The organism is Microbacterium sp. (genome assembly GCF_026393345.1).
Taxonomy (GTDB): domain Bacteria; phylum Actinomycetota; class Actinomycetes; order Actinomycetales; family Microbacteriaceae; genus Microbacterium.
The window spans coordinates 37,326-54,164 of record NZ_JAPLAI010000037.1; the positions used below are offsets into that span (position 1 = coordinate 37,326).

13 protein-coding genes and 1 pseudogene are annotated in these 16,839 nt (G+C 71.2%); 4 read left to right on the forward strand and 10 right to left on the reverse strand.

Translation table 11 applies throughout. The features are described 5' to 3' along the window. Positions 1-1,884: a phosphoenolpyruvate carboxykinase (GTP) gene (locus NT132_RS05880; RefSeq protein ID WP_297786250.1), complete on the forward strand. Its 1,884-nt coding sequence runs from the start codon at positions 1-3 to the stop codon at positions 1,882-1,884. Between the two features lie 71 nt (positions 1,885-1,955). On the opposite strand, the gene NT132_RS05885 is transcribed toward NT132_RS05880, so the two are convergent. The 8 genes from NT132_RS05885 to NT132_RS05920 form a co-directional block, all read right to left on the reverse strand. Continuing rightward, positions 1,956-3,848 (reverse strand): ABC transporter ATP-binding protein, encoded by a 1,893-nt coding sequence (locus NT132_RS05885; protein WP_297786253.1) that lies wholly within the window; start codon positions 3,846-3,848, stop codon positions 1,956-1,958. 103 nt (positions 3,849-3,951) lie between these two features. Beyond that, a complete protein-coding gene (locus NT132_RS05890) occupies positions 3,952-5,403 on the reverse strand; it encodes an MFS transporter (RefSeq protein WP_297786256.1) in 1,452 nt (483 codons plus the stop codon). 203 nt (positions 5,404-5,606) lie between these two features. Then, a complete protein-coding gene (locus NT132_RS05895) occupies positions 5,607-5,960 on the reverse strand; it encodes a Fe-S protein (protein ID WP_297786259.1) in 354 nt (117 codons plus the stop codon). Between the two features lie 36 nt (positions 5,961-5,996). Then, on the reverse strand, positions 5,997-6,470 hold the full coding sequence (gene ribH / locus NT132_RS05900) for a 6,7-dimethyl-8-ribityllumazine synthase (protein ID WP_297786262.1): 474 nt from the start codon (positions 6,468-6,470) through the stop codon (positions 5,997-5,999). Next, on the reverse strand, positions 6,467-7,741 hold the full coding sequence (gene ribA / locus NT132_RS05905; protein WP_297786265.1) for a GTP cyclohydrolase II: 1,275 nt from the start codon (positions 7,739-7,741) through the stop codon (positions 6,467-6,469). Before ribA ends, ribH begins: the two co-directional genes overlap by 4 nt. Next, complete coding sequence (locus tag NT132_RS05910; protein WP_297786268.1) at positions 7,738-8,361, reverse strand: riboflavin synthase; 624 nt, start codon at positions 8,359-8,361, stop codon at positions 7,738-7,740. The genes ribA and NT132_RS05910 overlap by 4 nt, the downstream gene beginning before the upstream one ends. After that, the gene (gene ribD, locus NT132_RS05915) at positions 8,361-9,392 is read right to left on the reverse strand and encodes a bifunctional diaminohydroxyphosphoribosylaminopyrimidine deaminase/5-amino-6-(5-phosphoribosylamino)uracil reductase RibD (RefSeq protein ID WP_297786272.1); all 1,032 of its coding nucleotides are present in this window, start codon (positions 9,390-9,392) and stop codon (positions 8,361-8,363) included. The genes NT132_RS05910 and ribD overlap by 1 nt, the downstream gene beginning before the upstream one ends. A 279-nt stretch (positions 9,393-9,671) precedes the next feature. Beyond that, entirely contained in the window at positions 9,672-10,643 is a 972-nt protein-coding gene (locus NT132_RS05920; protein ID WP_297786398.1) for a sugar-binding transcriptional regulator, read from the reverse strand. Between the two features lie 98 nt (positions 10,644-10,741). Here NT132_RS05920 and NT132_RS05925 point away from each other — a divergent pair. Together NT132_RS05925 and glpK are read left to right on the forward strand one after the other, a co-directional pair. Beyond that, positions 10,742-12,455, forward strand: a pseudogene (locus tag NT132_RS05925) (glycerol-3-phosphate dehydrogenase/oxidase). A 55-nt stretch (positions 12,456-12,510) separates the two neighbouring features. Further along, positions 12,511-14,040 (forward strand): glycerol kinase GlpK, encoded by a 1,530-nt coding sequence (glpK, locus tag NT132_RS05930; protein ID WP_297786275.1) that lies wholly within the window; start codon positions 12,511-12,513, stop codon positions 14,038-14,040. A gap of 1 nt (position 14,041) precedes the next feature. On the opposite strand, the gene NT132_RS05935 is transcribed toward glpK, so the two are convergent. After that, the gene (locus NT132_RS05935; protein ID WP_297786278.1) at positions 14,042-14,917 is read right to left on the reverse strand and encodes a DNA-formamidopyrimidine glycosylase family protein; all 876 of its coding nucleotides are present in this window, start codon (positions 14,915-14,917) and stop codon (positions 14,042-14,044) included. A gap of 156 nt (positions 14,918-15,073) precedes the next feature. Further along, a complete protein-coding gene (locus NT132_RS05940) occupies positions 15,074-15,634 on the reverse strand; it encodes a GNAT family N-acetyltransferase (RefSeq protein WP_297786280.1) in 561 nt (186 codons plus the stop codon). A gap of 217 nt (positions 15,635-15,851) precedes the next feature. Here NT132_RS05940 and NT132_RS05945 point away from each other — a divergent pair, with 217 nt between their 5' ends. Next, positions 15,852-16,697, forward strand: a complete 846-nt coding sequence (locus tag NT132_RS05945) for a type IV toxin-antitoxin system AbiEi family antitoxin domain-containing protein (protein WP_297786283.1) — start codon at positions 15,852-15,854, stop codon at positions 16,695-16,697. Positions 16,698-16,839: the final 142 nt, after the last annotated feature.

The window sequence follows — 16,839 nt, forward strand, 5'->3', positions numbered from 1 at the left end:
ATGGCCCTCGCTGACACCTTCACGCGAACCCTCACCGGCCCCGTCCGGACCGCTCCTGCCTCCTATGGCGCCGCTCCCACGATCGACGGCCCCGGCATGGCCGCCCTGGTCGCGTGGGTCGACGAGATCGCCGCGCTCACCCAGCCGGCCCGCATCCACTGGATCGACGGCTCCCGGGGCGAGAACGAGGCCCTCCTGCGCGAGATGGTCGACGAGGGCAAGCTCATCAAGCTCAACCCCGAGTGGCGTCCGGGTTCGTACCTCGCCCGCTCGCACCCGAGCGACGTCGCCCGCACCGAGGGCCGCACGTTCATCGCGTCCGAGAACGAAGAGGACGCCGGCCCCACGAACAACTGGGTCGCACCCGCCGAGATCCGCGGCACGCTGAACGGCCTGTTCGAGGGATCCATGCGCGGTCGCACCATGTACGTCGTGCCGTTCTCCATGGGCGCCGTCGGCGGCCCGCTCTCGCACATCGGCGTCCAGGTGACCGACTCGGCCTACGCGGTCGCGTCCATCGGCATCATGACCCGCGTGGGGGAGGATGTCGTCCGCGAGATCGCGAACGGTGCCCCCTGGGTCAAGACCGTGCACTCGGTGGGCGCCCCGCTCGAGGCCGGTCAGGCCGACGTCGCGTGGCCCTGCAACGACGAGAAGTACATCGTGCACTACCCCGACACGCTCGAGGTGTGGTCGTACGGCTCCGGCTACGGCGGCAACGCGATCCTCGCCAAGAAGTGCTTCGCGCTGCGGATCGCCTCGGTGATCGGCCGCGACGAGGGCTGGCTCGCCGAGCACATGCTGCTCATCCGCGTCATCAGCCCCGAGGGCAAGGCCTTCCACGTGGCGGCGGCGTTCCCGTCCGCGTGCGGCAAGACGAACCTCGCCATGCTGCGTCCCACCATCCCGGGCTGGCGCGTCGAGACCCTCGGCGACGACATCGCGTGGCTGCGCCCGGGCGACGACGGGCGCCTGTGGGCCATCAACCCGGAGGCCGGCTTCTTCGGTGTCGCCCCCGGCACCGGCGAGTCCACCAATGTGACGGCCGTGGAGACCCTGTGGGGCAACACGATCTTCACGAACGTGGCGCTCCGCCCGGACGGCGATGTCTGGTGGGAGGGGCTCACCGATGAGGCGCCCGCACAGCTCACCGACTGGGAGGGCAACGACTGGACGCCCGCGTCGGGCCGTCCTGCCGCGCACCCCAACTCCCGGTTCACCGTGGCTGCCGCGCAATGCCCGCAGATCGCCCCCGACTGGGACACCCCGGAGGGGGTGCCGCTGGATGCCATCCTGTTCGGCGGCCGTCGCGCGACGAACGTGCCGCTCGTCGTCGAGGCCACCGACTGGGCGCACGGCGTGTTCCTCGGCTCGACGATCTCGTCCGAGCGCACCGCCGCCGCGGAGGGAACCGTCGGCGAACTCCGCCGCGATCCCTTCGCCATGCTCCCGTTCTGCGGCTACAACATGGCGGACTACTTCGGCCACTGGATCTCGGTGGGCCAGAAGCTGCGCTTCGACCGCGCCCCCCGGATCTTCCAGGTCAACTGGTTCCGCAAGGGCACCGACGGCCGCTTCCTGTGGCCCGGATTCGGCGACAACGCCCGCGTCATCGACTGGATCATCCGCCGCATCGAGGGCGGCGTACCGGCGATCGACAGCCCCATCGGCCGTCTTCCCCGCCTCACCGACCTGAACCTCGACGGCATCGAGGTCCCCGAGGCCGACCTCGAGGAGCTCTTCGCGATCGACTCGTCGTCGTGGCTGACCGAGGCCGACCTCACCGAGGAGTTCTACAACACCTTCGGCGACCGCATCCCGTCCACGCTCCGCGCCGAACTGTCGTCGCTGCGGTACCGGCTGAATCACGCCCCGCAGGCCTGACCCGAACACGAGAACGCCCCCGGACCGTCAGGTTCCGGGGGCGTTCTCGTGTTTCGCAGTCGGGATGCGGGTCAGACGAGTAGCTGGTGCTTCGCCAGGTCGCGGTACAACGGGGTGGAGGCGACGAGCTCGGAGTGCGTTCCCTGACCGACGACGCGGCCGTGCTCCATGACGACGATCAGGTCGCTGTCGACGACGGTCGACAGGCGGTGCGCGATGACGATGAGCGTACGGCCGGTGGCGACGGCGTCGATGGCCTCCCGCATCCGCTGCTCGTTGAGGCCATCGAGGGATGACGTCGACTCGTCCAGCAGCAGGATCGGGGGTGCCGCCAGCAGGGCGCGGGCGATCGCGAGCCGCTGACGCTCGCCGCCGGAGAGCATGACCCCGCCCTCGCCCACGGGGGCGTTGAGGCCCAGCGAGCTGCGGTCGAGCACCTCGCCGAGGTTCACCTCGCGCAGCACCCGCTCGCACTCCGCGTCGGTGGCGTCGGGCGAGGCAAGGCGCAGGTTGTCGGCGATGGTGCCGGCCAGGGTCGGCGCGTCCTGCTCCACGTAACCGAGCTGGGCGCGGAGCGCGTCGCGGTCGAGCGCGCGGATATCTCGGCCGCCGAGCAGGACCGCACCGCCCGTCGGGTCGTAGAACCGCTCGATGAGGGCGAGCGTGGTGCTCTTGCCGGCGCCGGACGGCCCGACCAGCGCCACCCGCGACCCCTGCGGCACGCGGAACGAGACGCCGCGGAGCACGTCGTCGTCGTCCGTGTCGACCGCATCCACCGCGGCGGTGTCGAGCCGTGCGGTCTCGAGCGCGGCACGCGCCTCCGACTCGGCCTTGTGCCGGGCCTCGACCACACTGTCCGGGTAGCGGAAGTGCACGTCGCGGAACTCGATGGCGGCCGGCGACGGGTCCGCGGTGACGTCGGTCACGCGTGCGGCGATCGCCGCATCCTGCTCCGTCTCGGTGGGCAGGTCGAGGATCTCCTGGATGCGGCCGAGCGCGCCGAGGGCCTGGTTCACCGAGGTGATGGCGCCGAAGAACGACCCGAGCGGCTGCACCAGGAAGAAGAGGAACATGACGAACGTCACGAGCGAGGCGATCGTGATCGCGCCGCTCGCGACGCGGAACCCGCCGACGCCGAGGACGACGAGGAGGGACAGCTGGAGGGCGATCCCGGCGACGGGCACCACGAGCGCCGACACCTTGGCGATGCGCACCCCGATGACGAATGTCTCGTCGGCGGTGGCGGTGATGGCCGCCTGTTCACGCTCGCCCGCACCGGCGGCGCGGACGGTGCGGATGGAGCCGATCGCGCGCTCGACACTGGAGGCCAGCTCGCCGACCTTCTCCTGCTGGGCGCGGGTGGCCCGACGGATGCGGCCACTGAGCAGACCCACCGCCGCGATGGAGAGTCCGATGACCACGAGGATGAGCAGCAGCAGGATCGGGTCGATGAGCAGCATCGCGATGAGGGCGCCGGCGAAGATGAGCACATTGCCGATGGAATCCGCGAGGCCCTGCGTGAGGACCGCGTACAGCAGTGTCGTGTCGGTGCCGACACGGGAGACGAGGTCGCCGGTGCGGCGGGCGTCGAACTCGCGGATCGGCAGATGCAGCAGGCGCGCGATGAGACGGCGACGACTGGAGAAGACGACAGCGGCGCCCGTGCGCTGCAGCAGGTAGTGCTGGTAGCCGGAGATCACCGAGGAAACGAGGACGAGCGCCACCAGCACCCACACCAGGGTGCCGAGCGCCCCACCGCTCTGCACCCGGGAGATGATCTCGCCCACCGCGAGCGGCTGGGCGAGGGTCGTCCCGGCGGCGAGGATGCTGAGCACGGCCACCCAGACGAGCACCCCCTTGTTCTCGAAGAGGTGGGGGAGCAGCTGGCGGAAGCTCGCCCGCGGGCCGTCGGTGGCGGTCGGTCGGGCGAACGGACTGCGGCGCGGGGGAGCGCTCGTGGACATGCGTACCTCGGTTCGGGAAGGGCGGTCCCTCAACGCTACGCCTCGCGCGGCCGCATCCGCCCCGCTCGGCACACCTCCCCGTTTCGGCGTCAGGGGAGGCGAACTACAGTTCCGCGGACACCTCGGCGCCCAGGTCGCCGGTGTAGTCCACGTCCCTGGTCTCCTTGGACAGGATGAGCGCAATGAGCGTCAGCACGCCCGCGCCGGAAAGGTAGATGCCGACGAGCCACGGCTCGCCGCCCGCCGCGGCCCACAGTGCGACCGCGATGATCGGCGCGACCGCCGCGCCGAGGATCGACGAGACGTTGTACGAGATCGCCGAGCCGGTGTAGCGGACGTTCGTCGGGAACAGCTCCGGCAGGATCGCGCCCATCGGCCCGAACGTGGCGCCCATCAGCAGGAACCCGAGGATGAGGAAGGCCTGGCTCAGCACCTGGGTCACGGCCGGATCGGTGTGCGGCAGCAGGAACAGGTTGAAGGTGAACCCGAACAGGATGATCGCCGCGGTCACCCCGATGAGGAGTTTCCGGCGGCCGATCCGGTCGGCGATGGGTCCCGACAGCAGGGTGAAGATGCCGAAGAACACCACACCGATGATCTGCATGATGACGAAGTCGGTGTACGCGAACCCGAGGCCGGGCACGTACGTGCTCGCATCGAACGGAGTGCCCGCGGCCTCCGCGGCTGCTTCCGCGCCGGTGAGGGTCGCCTTGGTGCCGTACGAGAGCGTGAAGCTCGTCATCAGGTAGAAGAGCACGTAGGTCGCCAGCATGATGAAGGTGCCGAGGATGAGCTGCCACCAGTTGCGCCGCAGCACTTCGCCGAGCGGGAACTTGCGGATGACCCCGCGCTGCTCCGCCTTGACGAAGGTGTCGGATTCGACGAGCTTCAGACGCACCCAGAGGCCGATGATGACCATGACCGCGGAGAACCAGAAGGGCACGCGCCAGCCCCACGACAGGAACTCCACGGACCGCTGCGCCGTGCCATCCGGATGCGGCAGTGCGAAGTTGATGATGAGGAACACGCCGTTGGCGATGATGAACCCGATCGGGGCGCCCAGCTGCGGGAACGTGCCGTACCAGGCGCGCTTGCCGGCGGGGGCGTTCTCGGTCGCGACGAGCGCCGCGCCGGACCATTCGCCACCGAGCGCGAAGCCCTGGGCGAGGCGGAGGAAGAGCAGCAGCAGGGCCGCCCACCACCCGATGTTCTGGTAGGTGGGGAGGCAGCCGATGAGGAACGTCGCGATACCCATCGTCAGCAGGGAGGCGACGAGGGTGGCCTTGCGGCCGAAGCGGTCACCGAAATGGCCGAAGATCACGGCGCCGATGGGGCGGGCGACCATGGCGGCACCGAAGACGGCGAACGACGACAGCAGTGCCGTCGTGTCGTCGCCGGTGGGGAAGAAGAGCGCGGGGAAGACGAGGACCGCCGCCGTGGCATAGGCGTAGAAGTCGTAGAACGCGATTGTGGTGCCGACGAGGCTCGCCAGGATGACGCGCGAGCGGGGGTTGGCGGGGGCGGAGGGGGCCGAAGTGGCGGAGGGGGCAGACATTCGCAACCTAGAACGGGGACGACGGGGGGAGGGTCCGGGGTGGGGGCCTGCCGGTGACGAGCTCGGAGGTGCGGGTCGCGCACGGGCGGTCACGGAGTCACCGGAACGTCGGTGTGTCGCCGACGCATAAACGCCCAGTCTACTCCCAGGAAAACGCCGAACGCCGTGCCCCTCGGGGTACACGGCGTTCGGGATACGGCTGATCAGCGCCAGATGACGGCGATTCCGGCATTCACGAGGGTGAGCGCGCCGATGCTCCAGAACAGCGCGGGCGCCAGGGTGCCGGTGCGCTTCTGGCGGGCGGAACCGATGCCGAGCAGGGCGCCGATGACGAGCAGGACGACGAGCTTGATGCCGAGCTTGACGTAGTTGAGGTCGTACTCGATGCCCCAGGGTGCGGCGAGCGTGAGCCCCGCCACCGCCGCGATCACCATGCCGACCGTCATCAGCCGGGTCACGCGGATGCGGCGGCCCACCGCTTCGACCAGCCAGGCGCCGAACAGCACGGCGAAGCCGATGAGGTGGACGAGAACGACGATGTGGCGCAGGATCTCCATACCCTCAGTGTACCTGAAGGTTGGCGACGCGCCGGATCAGGCGCGGAGGGTGCGCAGCGCGAGGGCGGTGCGCAGGGCCGCATCCGCCGCCTCGGCGCCCTTGTCCTCGGTCGAGCCGGGCAGGCCCGCCCGGTCGAGTCCCTGCTGCTCGTCATCCAGCGTGAGCAGGCCGAAGCCGACCGGCTTGCCGGTGTCCAGCGCGACGCGGGTGAGGCCGTCGGTCGCGGCGGACGAGACGTACTCGAAGTGCGGGGTGCCGCCGCGGATGATGACGCCGAGAGCCACCACCGCATCCGCCCCCTGCTCCAGTGCCACCTTCGCGACCACCGGCAGCTCGAACGAGCCGGGCACCCGCACCAGGGACCAGTCGGCCCCCGCGGCATCCAGAACCCGCGCCGAGCCCGCGATGAGGCCGTCGGTGATCACCTCGTGCCACGTGCCGGCGACCACGACGACGCGGAGTCCGGATGCGGTGACCTGCTGCGCCTCCGGCGCTCCCTTGCCGCTCATTCGGCGTGCTCCTTCATCTGCTGCAGTGCGTCGGCGAGGTCGGCGTCGGGGATGAGGTGGCCCATCCGGTCGCGCTTGGTCTCCAGGTACTGGTGGTTGTTCGGGCCGATTCCGACGAGCAGCGGCACCTGTTCGACGACCTCGAGGCCGAGTTCGCGCAGCTGCGTAACCTTGTCGATGTTGTTGGTCAGCAGGCGCACCTTCTCCACGCCGAGATCGGCGAGGATGCCGGCCGCGGCCGCGTAGTCGCGTGCGTCGGCGGGCAGGCCGAGCGCCAGGTTGGCGTCGACCGTGTCGAGGCCGCGCTCCTGCAGGCCGTAGGCGCGGAGCTTGTTGATGAGGCCGATGCCCCGGCCCTCGTGCCCGCGCATGTAGACGACGATGCCGCCGTCCTGCTCGATCGCGTCGAGCGCGGCCTCCAGCTGCGGGCCGCACTCGCACTTGAGCGAGCCGAACGCCTCACCGGTCAGGCACTCGGAGTGCACGCGTACGAGCGGCGCCTCGTCGGTCAGCTCACCCGACACGACCGCCAGGTGGTCGGTCCCGGTGGTGCGGTCCTTGTACGCGAGGAAGCGGAAGATTCCGTGCGAGGTGGGCACGGTCGACTCGGCGCGCAGGCTCACCCGGCGCCGGTGCGGGCCGGATGCGGCCGCATCCCGCGGCTCGTGCTCGTCGAGGTAGGCGATCAGCTGCTCGATCGTGATGACCGGCAGTCCGTCCCGTTCGCCGAGTTCCAGCAGGCCCGGCAGACGCATCATGCTGCCGTCCTCGGCGACGAGCTCGGCGATCGCGCCGACCGGTTCGAGGCCGGCGAGGCGGGTCAGCTCGACCGCGGCCTCGGTGTGGCCGCCGCGCTCGCGGACGCCGCCCTCGACAGCTCGGAGGGGGAGGACGTGACCGGGGCGGATGAGGTTCGTCGGCACAGAGGCGGGGTCGGCCAGCACGTTCAGGGTGTGCGCGCGGTCGGAGGCGCTGATGCCGGTGGTGACCTTGTCGGCGGCGTCGACGCTCACCGTGTAGGCCGTGGACCGGGCGTCCTCGTTGACTGCCACCATCGGCGGCAGGTCGAGACGGTCGGCCCATTCGGCGGGCATGGGTGCGCAGATGAAACCGCTCGAGTGGCGCACGGTCCAGGCGATCCACTCGGGGGTCGCGAGGGCCGCCGACAGGACGACGTCGCCCTCGTTCTCGCGGTTCTCGTCGTCGGCGACGATGACGGGGCGACCGGCGCGTAGGGCGTCGAGGGCCTCCGGGATGGTGGACAGGCTCATCGTGAGCCTCCTTCCGGGGTGAAAGCGAGCAGGCGCCGCACGTGGCGGGCCAGGATGTCGGTCTCGAGGTTCACGGCGTCGCCGACGGCACGCGAACCGAGAGTCGTGGCGGTCAGCGTCTCGGGGATGAGGGACACCTCGAACCAGGGCGAGGAATCGGCCGCGTCGCTGACGGCGCTGACGGTGAGGGAGATGCCGTCGACGGCGATCGAGCCTTTATCGACGACGAGCGGGGCGAGGTCTTCGGGCAGTGCGATGCGCACGACCTGCCACTGGGCCCCGGGCCGGATCTCGAGGATGCGGCCGGTGCTGTCGATGTGCCCCTGCACGATGTGGCCGCCGAGGCGTCCATCGGCGGCGGTGGCGCGTTCGACGTTGACGGCGGACCCGGGGGCGAGGGTGCCGGTGGTCGTCATCGTCAGGGTCTGCTGCATGACGTCGGCGGTGAACCAGTCGTCGCCGCGGTCGACGACGGTGAGGCACACGCCGGAGATGGCAATCGAATCGCCGTGACCGGCGTCGGTGACGGCGGTCGGTGCCTGCACGGTCAGCCGGATGCCGTCGCCGGCCGGGGCGACGGCGGTGACCGTGCCGATCTCTTCCACGATTCCGGTGAACATCAGCGATCTCCGTTCCAGGGGCGGGGGTGGGCGACGACGAGGAGGTCATCGCCGAGGCGGTCGATGGCGGCCACGGTGAGCCGGCGTGCGGCGTCGATGGTGTCCACCCCGATATCGGTGAGGGCGAGACGGTCTCCGCCGAGGAGTACCGGGGCGACGTAGGCGAGCACTTCGTCGGCGAGCCCCGCACGGAGGAACGCGCTGGCGAGCGTGGGGCCGCCCTCGACGAACACCCGGTGCGCCCCGGTCTCGCCGAGGGCGGCGAGCACGGCGGCGAGGTCGTGGGTCGCGAACGTGCGCGGGGAGCGCGGGTGGCGGCGAAGCGCCGCATCCGCGGGAAGCGGGGTGTGTCCGATGACGACCGGTGCCGGCTGGTCCGGCAGGAGCGTGCCGTCCGCGTCGCGGGCGGTGAGCGACGGATCGTCGGCGATGACCGTGCCGGTTCCGACGACGATCGCATCCGCGGCCGCGCGACGGCGGTGCACGTCGGCGCGCGCCTCGGGCCCGGTGATCCACTGGCTCGTGCCGTCAGCGGCGGCAGCGCGGCCGTCGAGGCTCTGCGCCCACTTCACGGTCACATGCGGACGACCGAGCCGCTGCACCTCGATCCAGGACGCGAGCAGGGCGCGTGCGTCGTCGGCACGGACGCCGGAGACCACATCGATCCCCGCGGCGCGAAGGCGGTCGGCACCGCCGGCAGCCACCGGGGTCGGGTCGTCGAGGGCGTAAACGACACGGGCGACGCCGGCCTCGATCAGCGCGGCGGCGCAGGGCCCGGTGCGTCCGGTGTGGTTGCACGGCTCGAGGGTGACGACGGCGGTCGCCCCGCGGGCCGCGCCCGGGGCGAGCCGGGCGAGCGCGTCGACCTCGGCGTGGGGGGTGCCCGCGCCGCGGTGCCAGCCCTCGGCGAGCACCTCGCCCTCGGGGGAGAGGAGGACCGCTCCCACCTGGGGGTTCACGCCGCGGCGGCCGCGCGCGGCGAGCTCGAGCGCGCGCTGCATGGCGGCTCGTTCTGCGTCGTTCGCCGACATCCGTTCTCCCAGTTCCGCTCCGAGGGCAGGGAAGGCGTCGACGCGTACGGCGGTACGCGCGTGCTGCCTCCCATCCGGACTTGCGAGGCTCTCACCCCACATCACCGTCGGTCCCGGAATTCCACCGGGTCAGCACCGGCTGCCGAAGCAGCGCGACGCTCGCGGACTGTCACCGCCGGTTCGGATTCTCACCGACCCCGGAGCACGTTGTTGCACTGATCCTACTCAACGCCCGGCCTTCGGTTTCATTCCCGGGTGTTCCGCCGTTCATGCCGGGTCTCAGACGGCGGTGGACGCGAGGGCGCGGGCGGTCGGCTCGTCGATCACGAGGTCGGTCACGAGGCCCGCGGCGAGGGCACCGCGGACGCTCGCGAGCTTCGATTCGCCGGAGACGACGCAGATGCGCCGCCGCACCGCCGCGAGCTGTGCGAGAGCAGGGCCCGACGCCCGCGCGTTGAGGGCGATGTCGGCGCTCGACCCGTCCGCGCGGTAGAACACGGTGGCGACGTCGCCCACCACCCGCTGCGCGGAGAGCTCCGCGAGTTCGGACGGTTCCAGGTAACCGCCGGTGTAGACATGGCTCGGCACCGACGATTGTGCGGCGCCGACACTGAAGACGACCGCATCCATGGCCGCCTGCACGTCGAGGATGCGGCGCATGCTGCGTTCGCGCCACAGCGCGGTCTTCGTCGCGGGGTCGTCGAAAAAGGCCGGGACCGGGAACTGCTGCACCTGCGCGGCGAAGGCGCGGCCGAAACGGCCGAGGATGTCGCTGGCGTAGCCGAGTCCGGTGGTGCGGGTGTTCCCCGACCCGTTGAGCTGCACGAACATCGTGCCGGTGGTCGGCTTCGGGGTGAGGTGACGGCTGACCGCCGCCACCGTCGATCCCCAGGCGATGCCGACGGTCTCGTGCGACCCGATCCGGGCACCGATGAGGTCGGCGGCGGCCGCTGCCACCAGGTCGAGCCGTTCCACATCGCTCGCCTCCTCCGGTACCGGCACCGGGTGCACGGTGACGTGGAGCTGCCGCCGCAGCTGCGCGGCCAGCAACCGCGGGGCCTCGAGCGGGGACCGCACCCGGATCTCGACGAGCCCGCTCTCCCGTGCCTGCTTGAGCAGTCTCGACACGGTGGACCGCGACACCCCGAGCCGGCGGGCGATCGCCTCCATGGTCTCGCCGTGCAGATAATGCGCGGTCGCCGCCGACAGCGCGGTGGAGGTCTCTCTGCTGAGCGCGGTGTCCGTCACCAGACCAGTGTGCACGTTCGTGCATCGAGCTTGCAACGATGCGCACCCGTGACCACGATGAAGGGGTGGCGTGCCCGACGCCCCGAGAAGGAGACCATTCCATGAGCACGGATGCCACCCGCGCCCCCTGGCGTCGACTGACCGAGCGGCCGGAGGCCCAGGTACTCGTCATCGGCGGTGGCATCAACGGCATCGCCACCTTCCGCGACCTCGCGCTGCAGGGCGTCGACGTCGCGCTCGTGGAGCGCGGCGACATCGTCTCCGGCGCCTCCGCCGCCTCGTCCCACATGATCCACGGGGGCGTCCGGTACCTCGAGAACGGCGAGTTCCGGCTTGTCCACGAGGCCGTCGTGGAGCGCAACGATCTGCTGCGCACCGCCCCGCACTACGTGAAGCCGCTGCAGACGACGATCCCGATCTTCTCCACGTTCTCCGGCGTCCTCTCCGCGCCGCTGCGGTTCCTCCGCCACGGTGCCGGCGCTCCCAAGGAGCGCGGCGCCGCGCTCATCAAGATCGGGCTGGAGATCTACGACTCCTTCTCCCGCGGCGGCGGTCGCGTGCGCCGGCACGTGTTCCACGGCCGGCGTCGTTCCCTTGAGATCCTGCCCGACCTGAACCCCGGCATCCGGTACACCGCCACGTACGAGGACGCCTCTCTGCGCGACCCGGAGCGCCTGGCGCTCGACGTGCTCCGCGACGGACTGGATGCGGGCGGCGACCGTGCCCGCGCCGCCACCTACGTCGCCGTGGTCGCGGCGACGGCCGACGGCGTCGTCCTCCGCGACACCGAGAGCGGCGAGGAGATCGAGTTCCGCGCCTCGGTCGTCGTCAACGCGACGGGCCCGTGGACCGACCTCACCAACGCCGCCCTGGGCGAGCCGACCCGGTTCATGGGCGGAACCAAGGGGTCCCACATCGTGCTGGACCACCCGGAGCTGCTGGCCGCCACCGGCGGACGGGAGATCTTCTTCGAGCACAGCGACGGTCGCATCGTGCTCGTCTATCCGCTGAAGGGCCGGGTGCTCGTGGGTACCACCGACCTCGAGCACACCATGGGTGACCCGATCGTCTGCACTGATGCGGAGGTCGACTACTTCATCGACCTCGTCGGTCATGTGTTCCCGACGATCCCCGTCACCCGCGAGCACATCGTGCACCGCTTCGCCGGGGTGCGTCCGCTCCCCGGACACGGCGACATGGCTCCCGGTTTCGTCTCCCGCGACTACCGCATCGAGGCGCAGCACCTCACCGGCGGCACGCCCGTGCTCAGCCTCGTCGGCGGCAAGTGGACCACCAGCGCATCTCACGGACCGGGTGCTGGACCTCCTCGGCACCCCCCGCCGCATCTCGACCGCGGGCCGCGCCATCGGCGGCGGCCGGGGATACCCCACCACCGCGCGCCGCACCGCCCAGTGGATCGGCGACCATGCCGGTCACTTGCCGCGGACGCGCGTCGCGCAGCTGCTCGAGCGCTACGGCACCGAGGCCACGGCCGTCATCACGGCCATCGAGGCGGATGCGGACGACGCGCCGCTCGCATCCGCCCCCGCGTACTCGACCGCGGAGCTGCGCCACCTCGCCGCGACCGAGGAAGTCGTGCACCTCGCCGACCTGCTGCTGCGCCGCACCAGCCTCGCCTTCACCGGCGGTGCGACCCCGGAGGCCACCGCGGAGGTCGCCGCGGTCATCGCCCCCGTCCTCGGCTGGGACGAGGCCCGCGTGGCCACGGAGATCCCGACCGCGCTCGCCGCCGTGCACGCCGCGGATCCTGCCGGTGCGACCGAACCGGCTCCGGTTCCGGCCGCCGCATCCTGACCCGCCATAATCGACGACGGGGCGGAGATGCCGCCCCGGCAGGGAGCACGACGACGTGGCCAACCATGTGATCGCCCTCGACCAGGGCACGACCTCCACCCGCGCGATCATCTTCGACGCGCAGGGCCGGATCGTGCAGAGCGCGCAGCGGGAGCACGAGCAGGTCTTCCCGCGGGCCGGCCGCGTCGAGCACGACGCGACCGAGATCTGGGCCAACGCGGCATGGGCGCTCGAGACCGTGCTCACCGAGTCGGGGCTTTCCGCCACCGACATCGCGGCGCTCGGCATCACGAACCAGCGTGAGACGGCGATCGTGTGGGATGCCCGCACCGGCGAGCCGATCCACAACGCCCTCGTCTGGCAGGACACGCGGACCCAGCCCGCGATCGACCGGCTGGCCGGTGAGGATGGCTGGTACGACCGGTACGCGGACATCACCGGGCTGCCGCTGGCGACCTATTTCTCCGCATCCAAGATCGCATGGATCCTCGACAACGTGACGGGCGCCCGGGCGGATGCCGAGGCCGGCCACCTGCTGTTCGGCACGCCGGACAGCTGGCTGGTGTGGAAGCTCACCGGCGGCGCCCGGCACGTCACCGATGTCACCAACGCCAGCCGCACGCTCCTCATGGACCTGCGTACCCTCGACTGGTCCGACCAGATGCTCGAAGTGTTCGGCATCCCGCGCGCCATGCTGCCCGAGATCGTGCCGTCCTCCGGCGTCATCGCTCCGATCCAGGAGCCGTCGGTCCTCGGCGGGGTGCCGATCGCCGGTGTCCTCGGCGACCAGCAGGCGGCGACGTTCGGCCAGGTCGCCTTCGATGCCGGCGAGTCGAAGAACACCTACGGCACCGGCAACTTCCTGCTCACCGGGACGGGCGAGGAGATCGTCCGCTCGCAGCACGGCCTCATCACCACGGTGGCTTACCAGCGCGAGGGCGAGTCGCCGCGGTACGCGGTCGAGGGATCCATCGCCGTGACCGGGTCGCTGGTGCAGTGGCTGCGCGACAACCTCGGCATGTTCACCGAGTCTGCCGACGTGCAGACCCTCGCCGAATCGGTGGAGGACAACGGTGGCGCCTACTTCGTGCCGGCGTTCTCCGGCCTGTTCGCCCCGTACTGGCGGCCCGACGCCCGCGGCGCGCTCGTCGGACTGACCCGCTACGTCAACCGTGCCCATATCGCTCGTGCCGCGCTCGAGGCCACCGCGTTCCAGACCCTCGACGTCATCGAGGCGGTCGTCGCCGACACCGGCAAACCGCTGCAGGAGTTGCGCGTCGACGGTGGGATGACGCGGAACGGCCTGCTGATGCAGTTCCAGGCCGACATCCTCGGCATCCCGGTGGTGCGCCCGGAGGTCGTGGAGACCACGGCGCTCGGTGCCGCCTACGCCGCTGGCCTTGCGACCGGGGTGTGGCAGGACGTGGACGAGCTGCGCGCGCACTGGCGCGAGGGGGAGCGGTGGGTGCCCCGGATGGACGCCGACGAGCGAGCGCGCCGCATCCGGATGTGGCACAAGGCCGTCCGCCGCTCCTTCGACTGGGTCGACGACGACGCCCGCATCCTCATGGGCACCACCGGCTGACCTACTTCAGCAGGCGCGATAGACGGCGGTCGGCGAGGAGCTTGCCGCCGGTCTGACACGTGGGGCAGTACTCGAGGCTGTTGTCGGCGAAGAACACCGACCGCACCTCGTCGCCGCACACCGGGCACGCCTCACCGCGGCGCCCGTGCACCCGCATCCCGCGCCGTTTCGCATCCTTGAGGTCGGCGGGCGGGCGGCCGGATGCGGCGGCCACCGCCTCCGCGAGCGTGTCGACGAGCGCACGGTACAGGCGGTCGATCTCGTCCGGCGTGAGGCCCGCGGCCAGGGCGTAGGGCGACATCTTCGCCGCGTGCAGGATCTCGTCGGAGTACGCGTTGCCGATGCCCGCGATGATCGACTGGTCGCGCAGGACGCCCTTGATCTGGGTGCGCCGGCCCGCGAGCAGGCCGGCGAACGCGTCGCGGTCGAAGCCGGGATCAAGCGGGTCGGGTCCGAGCCGGGCGATGCCCGGGACGTCCGCGGGGGAGCGGACGACGTACACCGCGAGCGACTTCTTCGTGCCCGCCTCGGTGAGATCGAACCCGGATCCGTCGTCGAAGCGGACCCGGAGCGCGGTGGCGCTGCGCCCCGGTTTCACCGGGGTGTTCTGCGCCTCCTCGTACCAGCGCAACCAGCCGGCCTTGGCGAGATGGAACACCAGGTGCAGCTCGCTGTCCGCGTCGCCGCGCAGCGCGAGGTCGAGGAATTTCCCGTGGCGGGACGCGGCCTCGACGACCGTGCCGCGGAGCGCCTCGATCGGCGGGTCGTACGTCTTCAGCGCCGAGATCGCGAGCACCTGCGCCCGATCGACGCGCAGGCCGACCACGCGCCCGGCGAGGAACTCGACGAGCCCGGTGACCTCCGGCATCTCGGGCATGCGCCCATCCTGCCACCGCGCTGCGGCCATGGGGTGGGTGGGTTGCGGTCGGCGCCCCGGCGTGCTTCGCGGGGCGGGTGCGGCGGCTTCACGGGGCGGGTGCGGCGGCTTCGCGTCGGCGGATGCCGCGTGTTGCGACACGCGAAGGGGCGTGGCTCAGGCGTCGATCGGCCAGGCCGCGGGGGTGCGAGGATCGCGGGGGAGCAGATCCGCGATCCATGCGTCGCTGCGGTCCCCCGAGCCGTTGCGGAGCGCGCGGCGCAGCATCCCGCCGTACGTGAAGCCGAGCCGTTGCGCGATGCGCGCCGAACCGGTGTTGCCGACGACGGCGCGCCATTCGATGCGCGCCAGACCGAGCGGGCCGGTGAAGCCCCACTCCACGACCGCTCGTGCGGCTTCGGTCATGAGTCCGGTGCCGCGGAAGCCGGGGGCGAGCCAGTACCCGAGCTCGCCCTCACCTCCGCCGAGCCGGTGCAGGCCCACCATGCCGGCGAGCGTGCCGTCGTGGCGGAGCGCCCAGACGGCGTCGGTCCCGTCCGCCCAGCCGGCGGCCGCCTTCACCGGGAATCCTGCGGCGTGCTCGCGGGTGTAGGGCGTGGGGACGGTCGTGAACCGTTGGATGTCCGGGTCCTGGCAGGCGGCGTACAGCGCATCCGTGTCGGATCCGCGGGGGACCGAGAGGAGCAGCCGCTCGGTGCGCAGCTCGACGGGTTCCATGCGCTCACCCTAAAGGAGGCCGCGCTCGAGGTCCGAACCCGCGTTCGCAATTCAGGCAGAACCGCCGCCTGACGCGGTCGGAGGCCGGTATGCGGCAACTCTGCCTGAGCTACGAGCGGTGTCGATCGCTCCTCCCCACGTGCTCGACCGGCGGAACCATCCACCGATCGAACGCCGCCGGCGAAGCTCCGGTGGTTGCCATCGCAGGGTGGCGGCCATGGATATCGATACGGATCTCGTGGTGACGCGCGCGGACCTCCTGAGTGCGGGCATGACGCCGCGTGCCATCACCCGCGCGGTACGGGAGGGGAGGATGCGGCGGCTTCGTCGAGATCGCTACCTTCTCGCGCCGCAGGACGAGATCGAACGGGCGGTCCGGATCGGCGGCCGGGTGGCGTGCACCTCTCTCCTGGCCATGTACGGGGTCTTCGTCCTCACCGCCGGCGGACTGCACGTCCATCTCGAGCACACGATGTCGCGGCTGCGCTCGCCCTTCGATGCCACCCGCAGACTCTCCGAAGCCGAGCGCGACGGGCTCCACCTGCACTGGTGGCCGCTCACGTCCCCGTCCGGCTTGGCCGTCGTGGACATCCGGGATGCGGTTGCACAGTCTGTCCGGTGTCAGACCGTGCGTGCGGCGGTCGCGACGGTGGACAGCGTCCTGTACCTCCGTCTGCTGACCTGGGACGATCTCCGCGACGTGTTCGCCGGCCTTCCGCGGCGGTACCAGGCGATTCTGGCGGTCGCGGACGGATCGGCCGAGTCGGGCCCCGAGACCCTCATGCGCCTGCTGTTGCGGCAACTGGGGCTGCGCTATCGCACGCAGGTCAGCATCCCCGGTGTCGGCCGCGTCGACTTCGTCGTGGAGGGATGGCTGATCATCGAGTGTGACAGCCGCGCCCATCATGAGGGGTGGGACAAGCAGCGCGAGGACCGGCGCCGGGACCTGGCAGCGGCTGCCCTCGGATACAGCACCCTCCGTCCGCTCGCGGAGCATCTGTACTTCGACACCGGCTTCGTGCTGAACGCCCTCCGGGGCATCGTCAGGGCACATCACTCCTGAAACGCCGGCGCGGACCGGCGCATGCACGCTCATCGGTGCGCACAACTCAGGCAGATGTGGCCGCGCAGCGGCCAGCGGCAGCCGAAACCTCCGATCTGCCTGAGTTGCGCGCGGCCGGCGGCGCACGCACGCGGCGCACCCA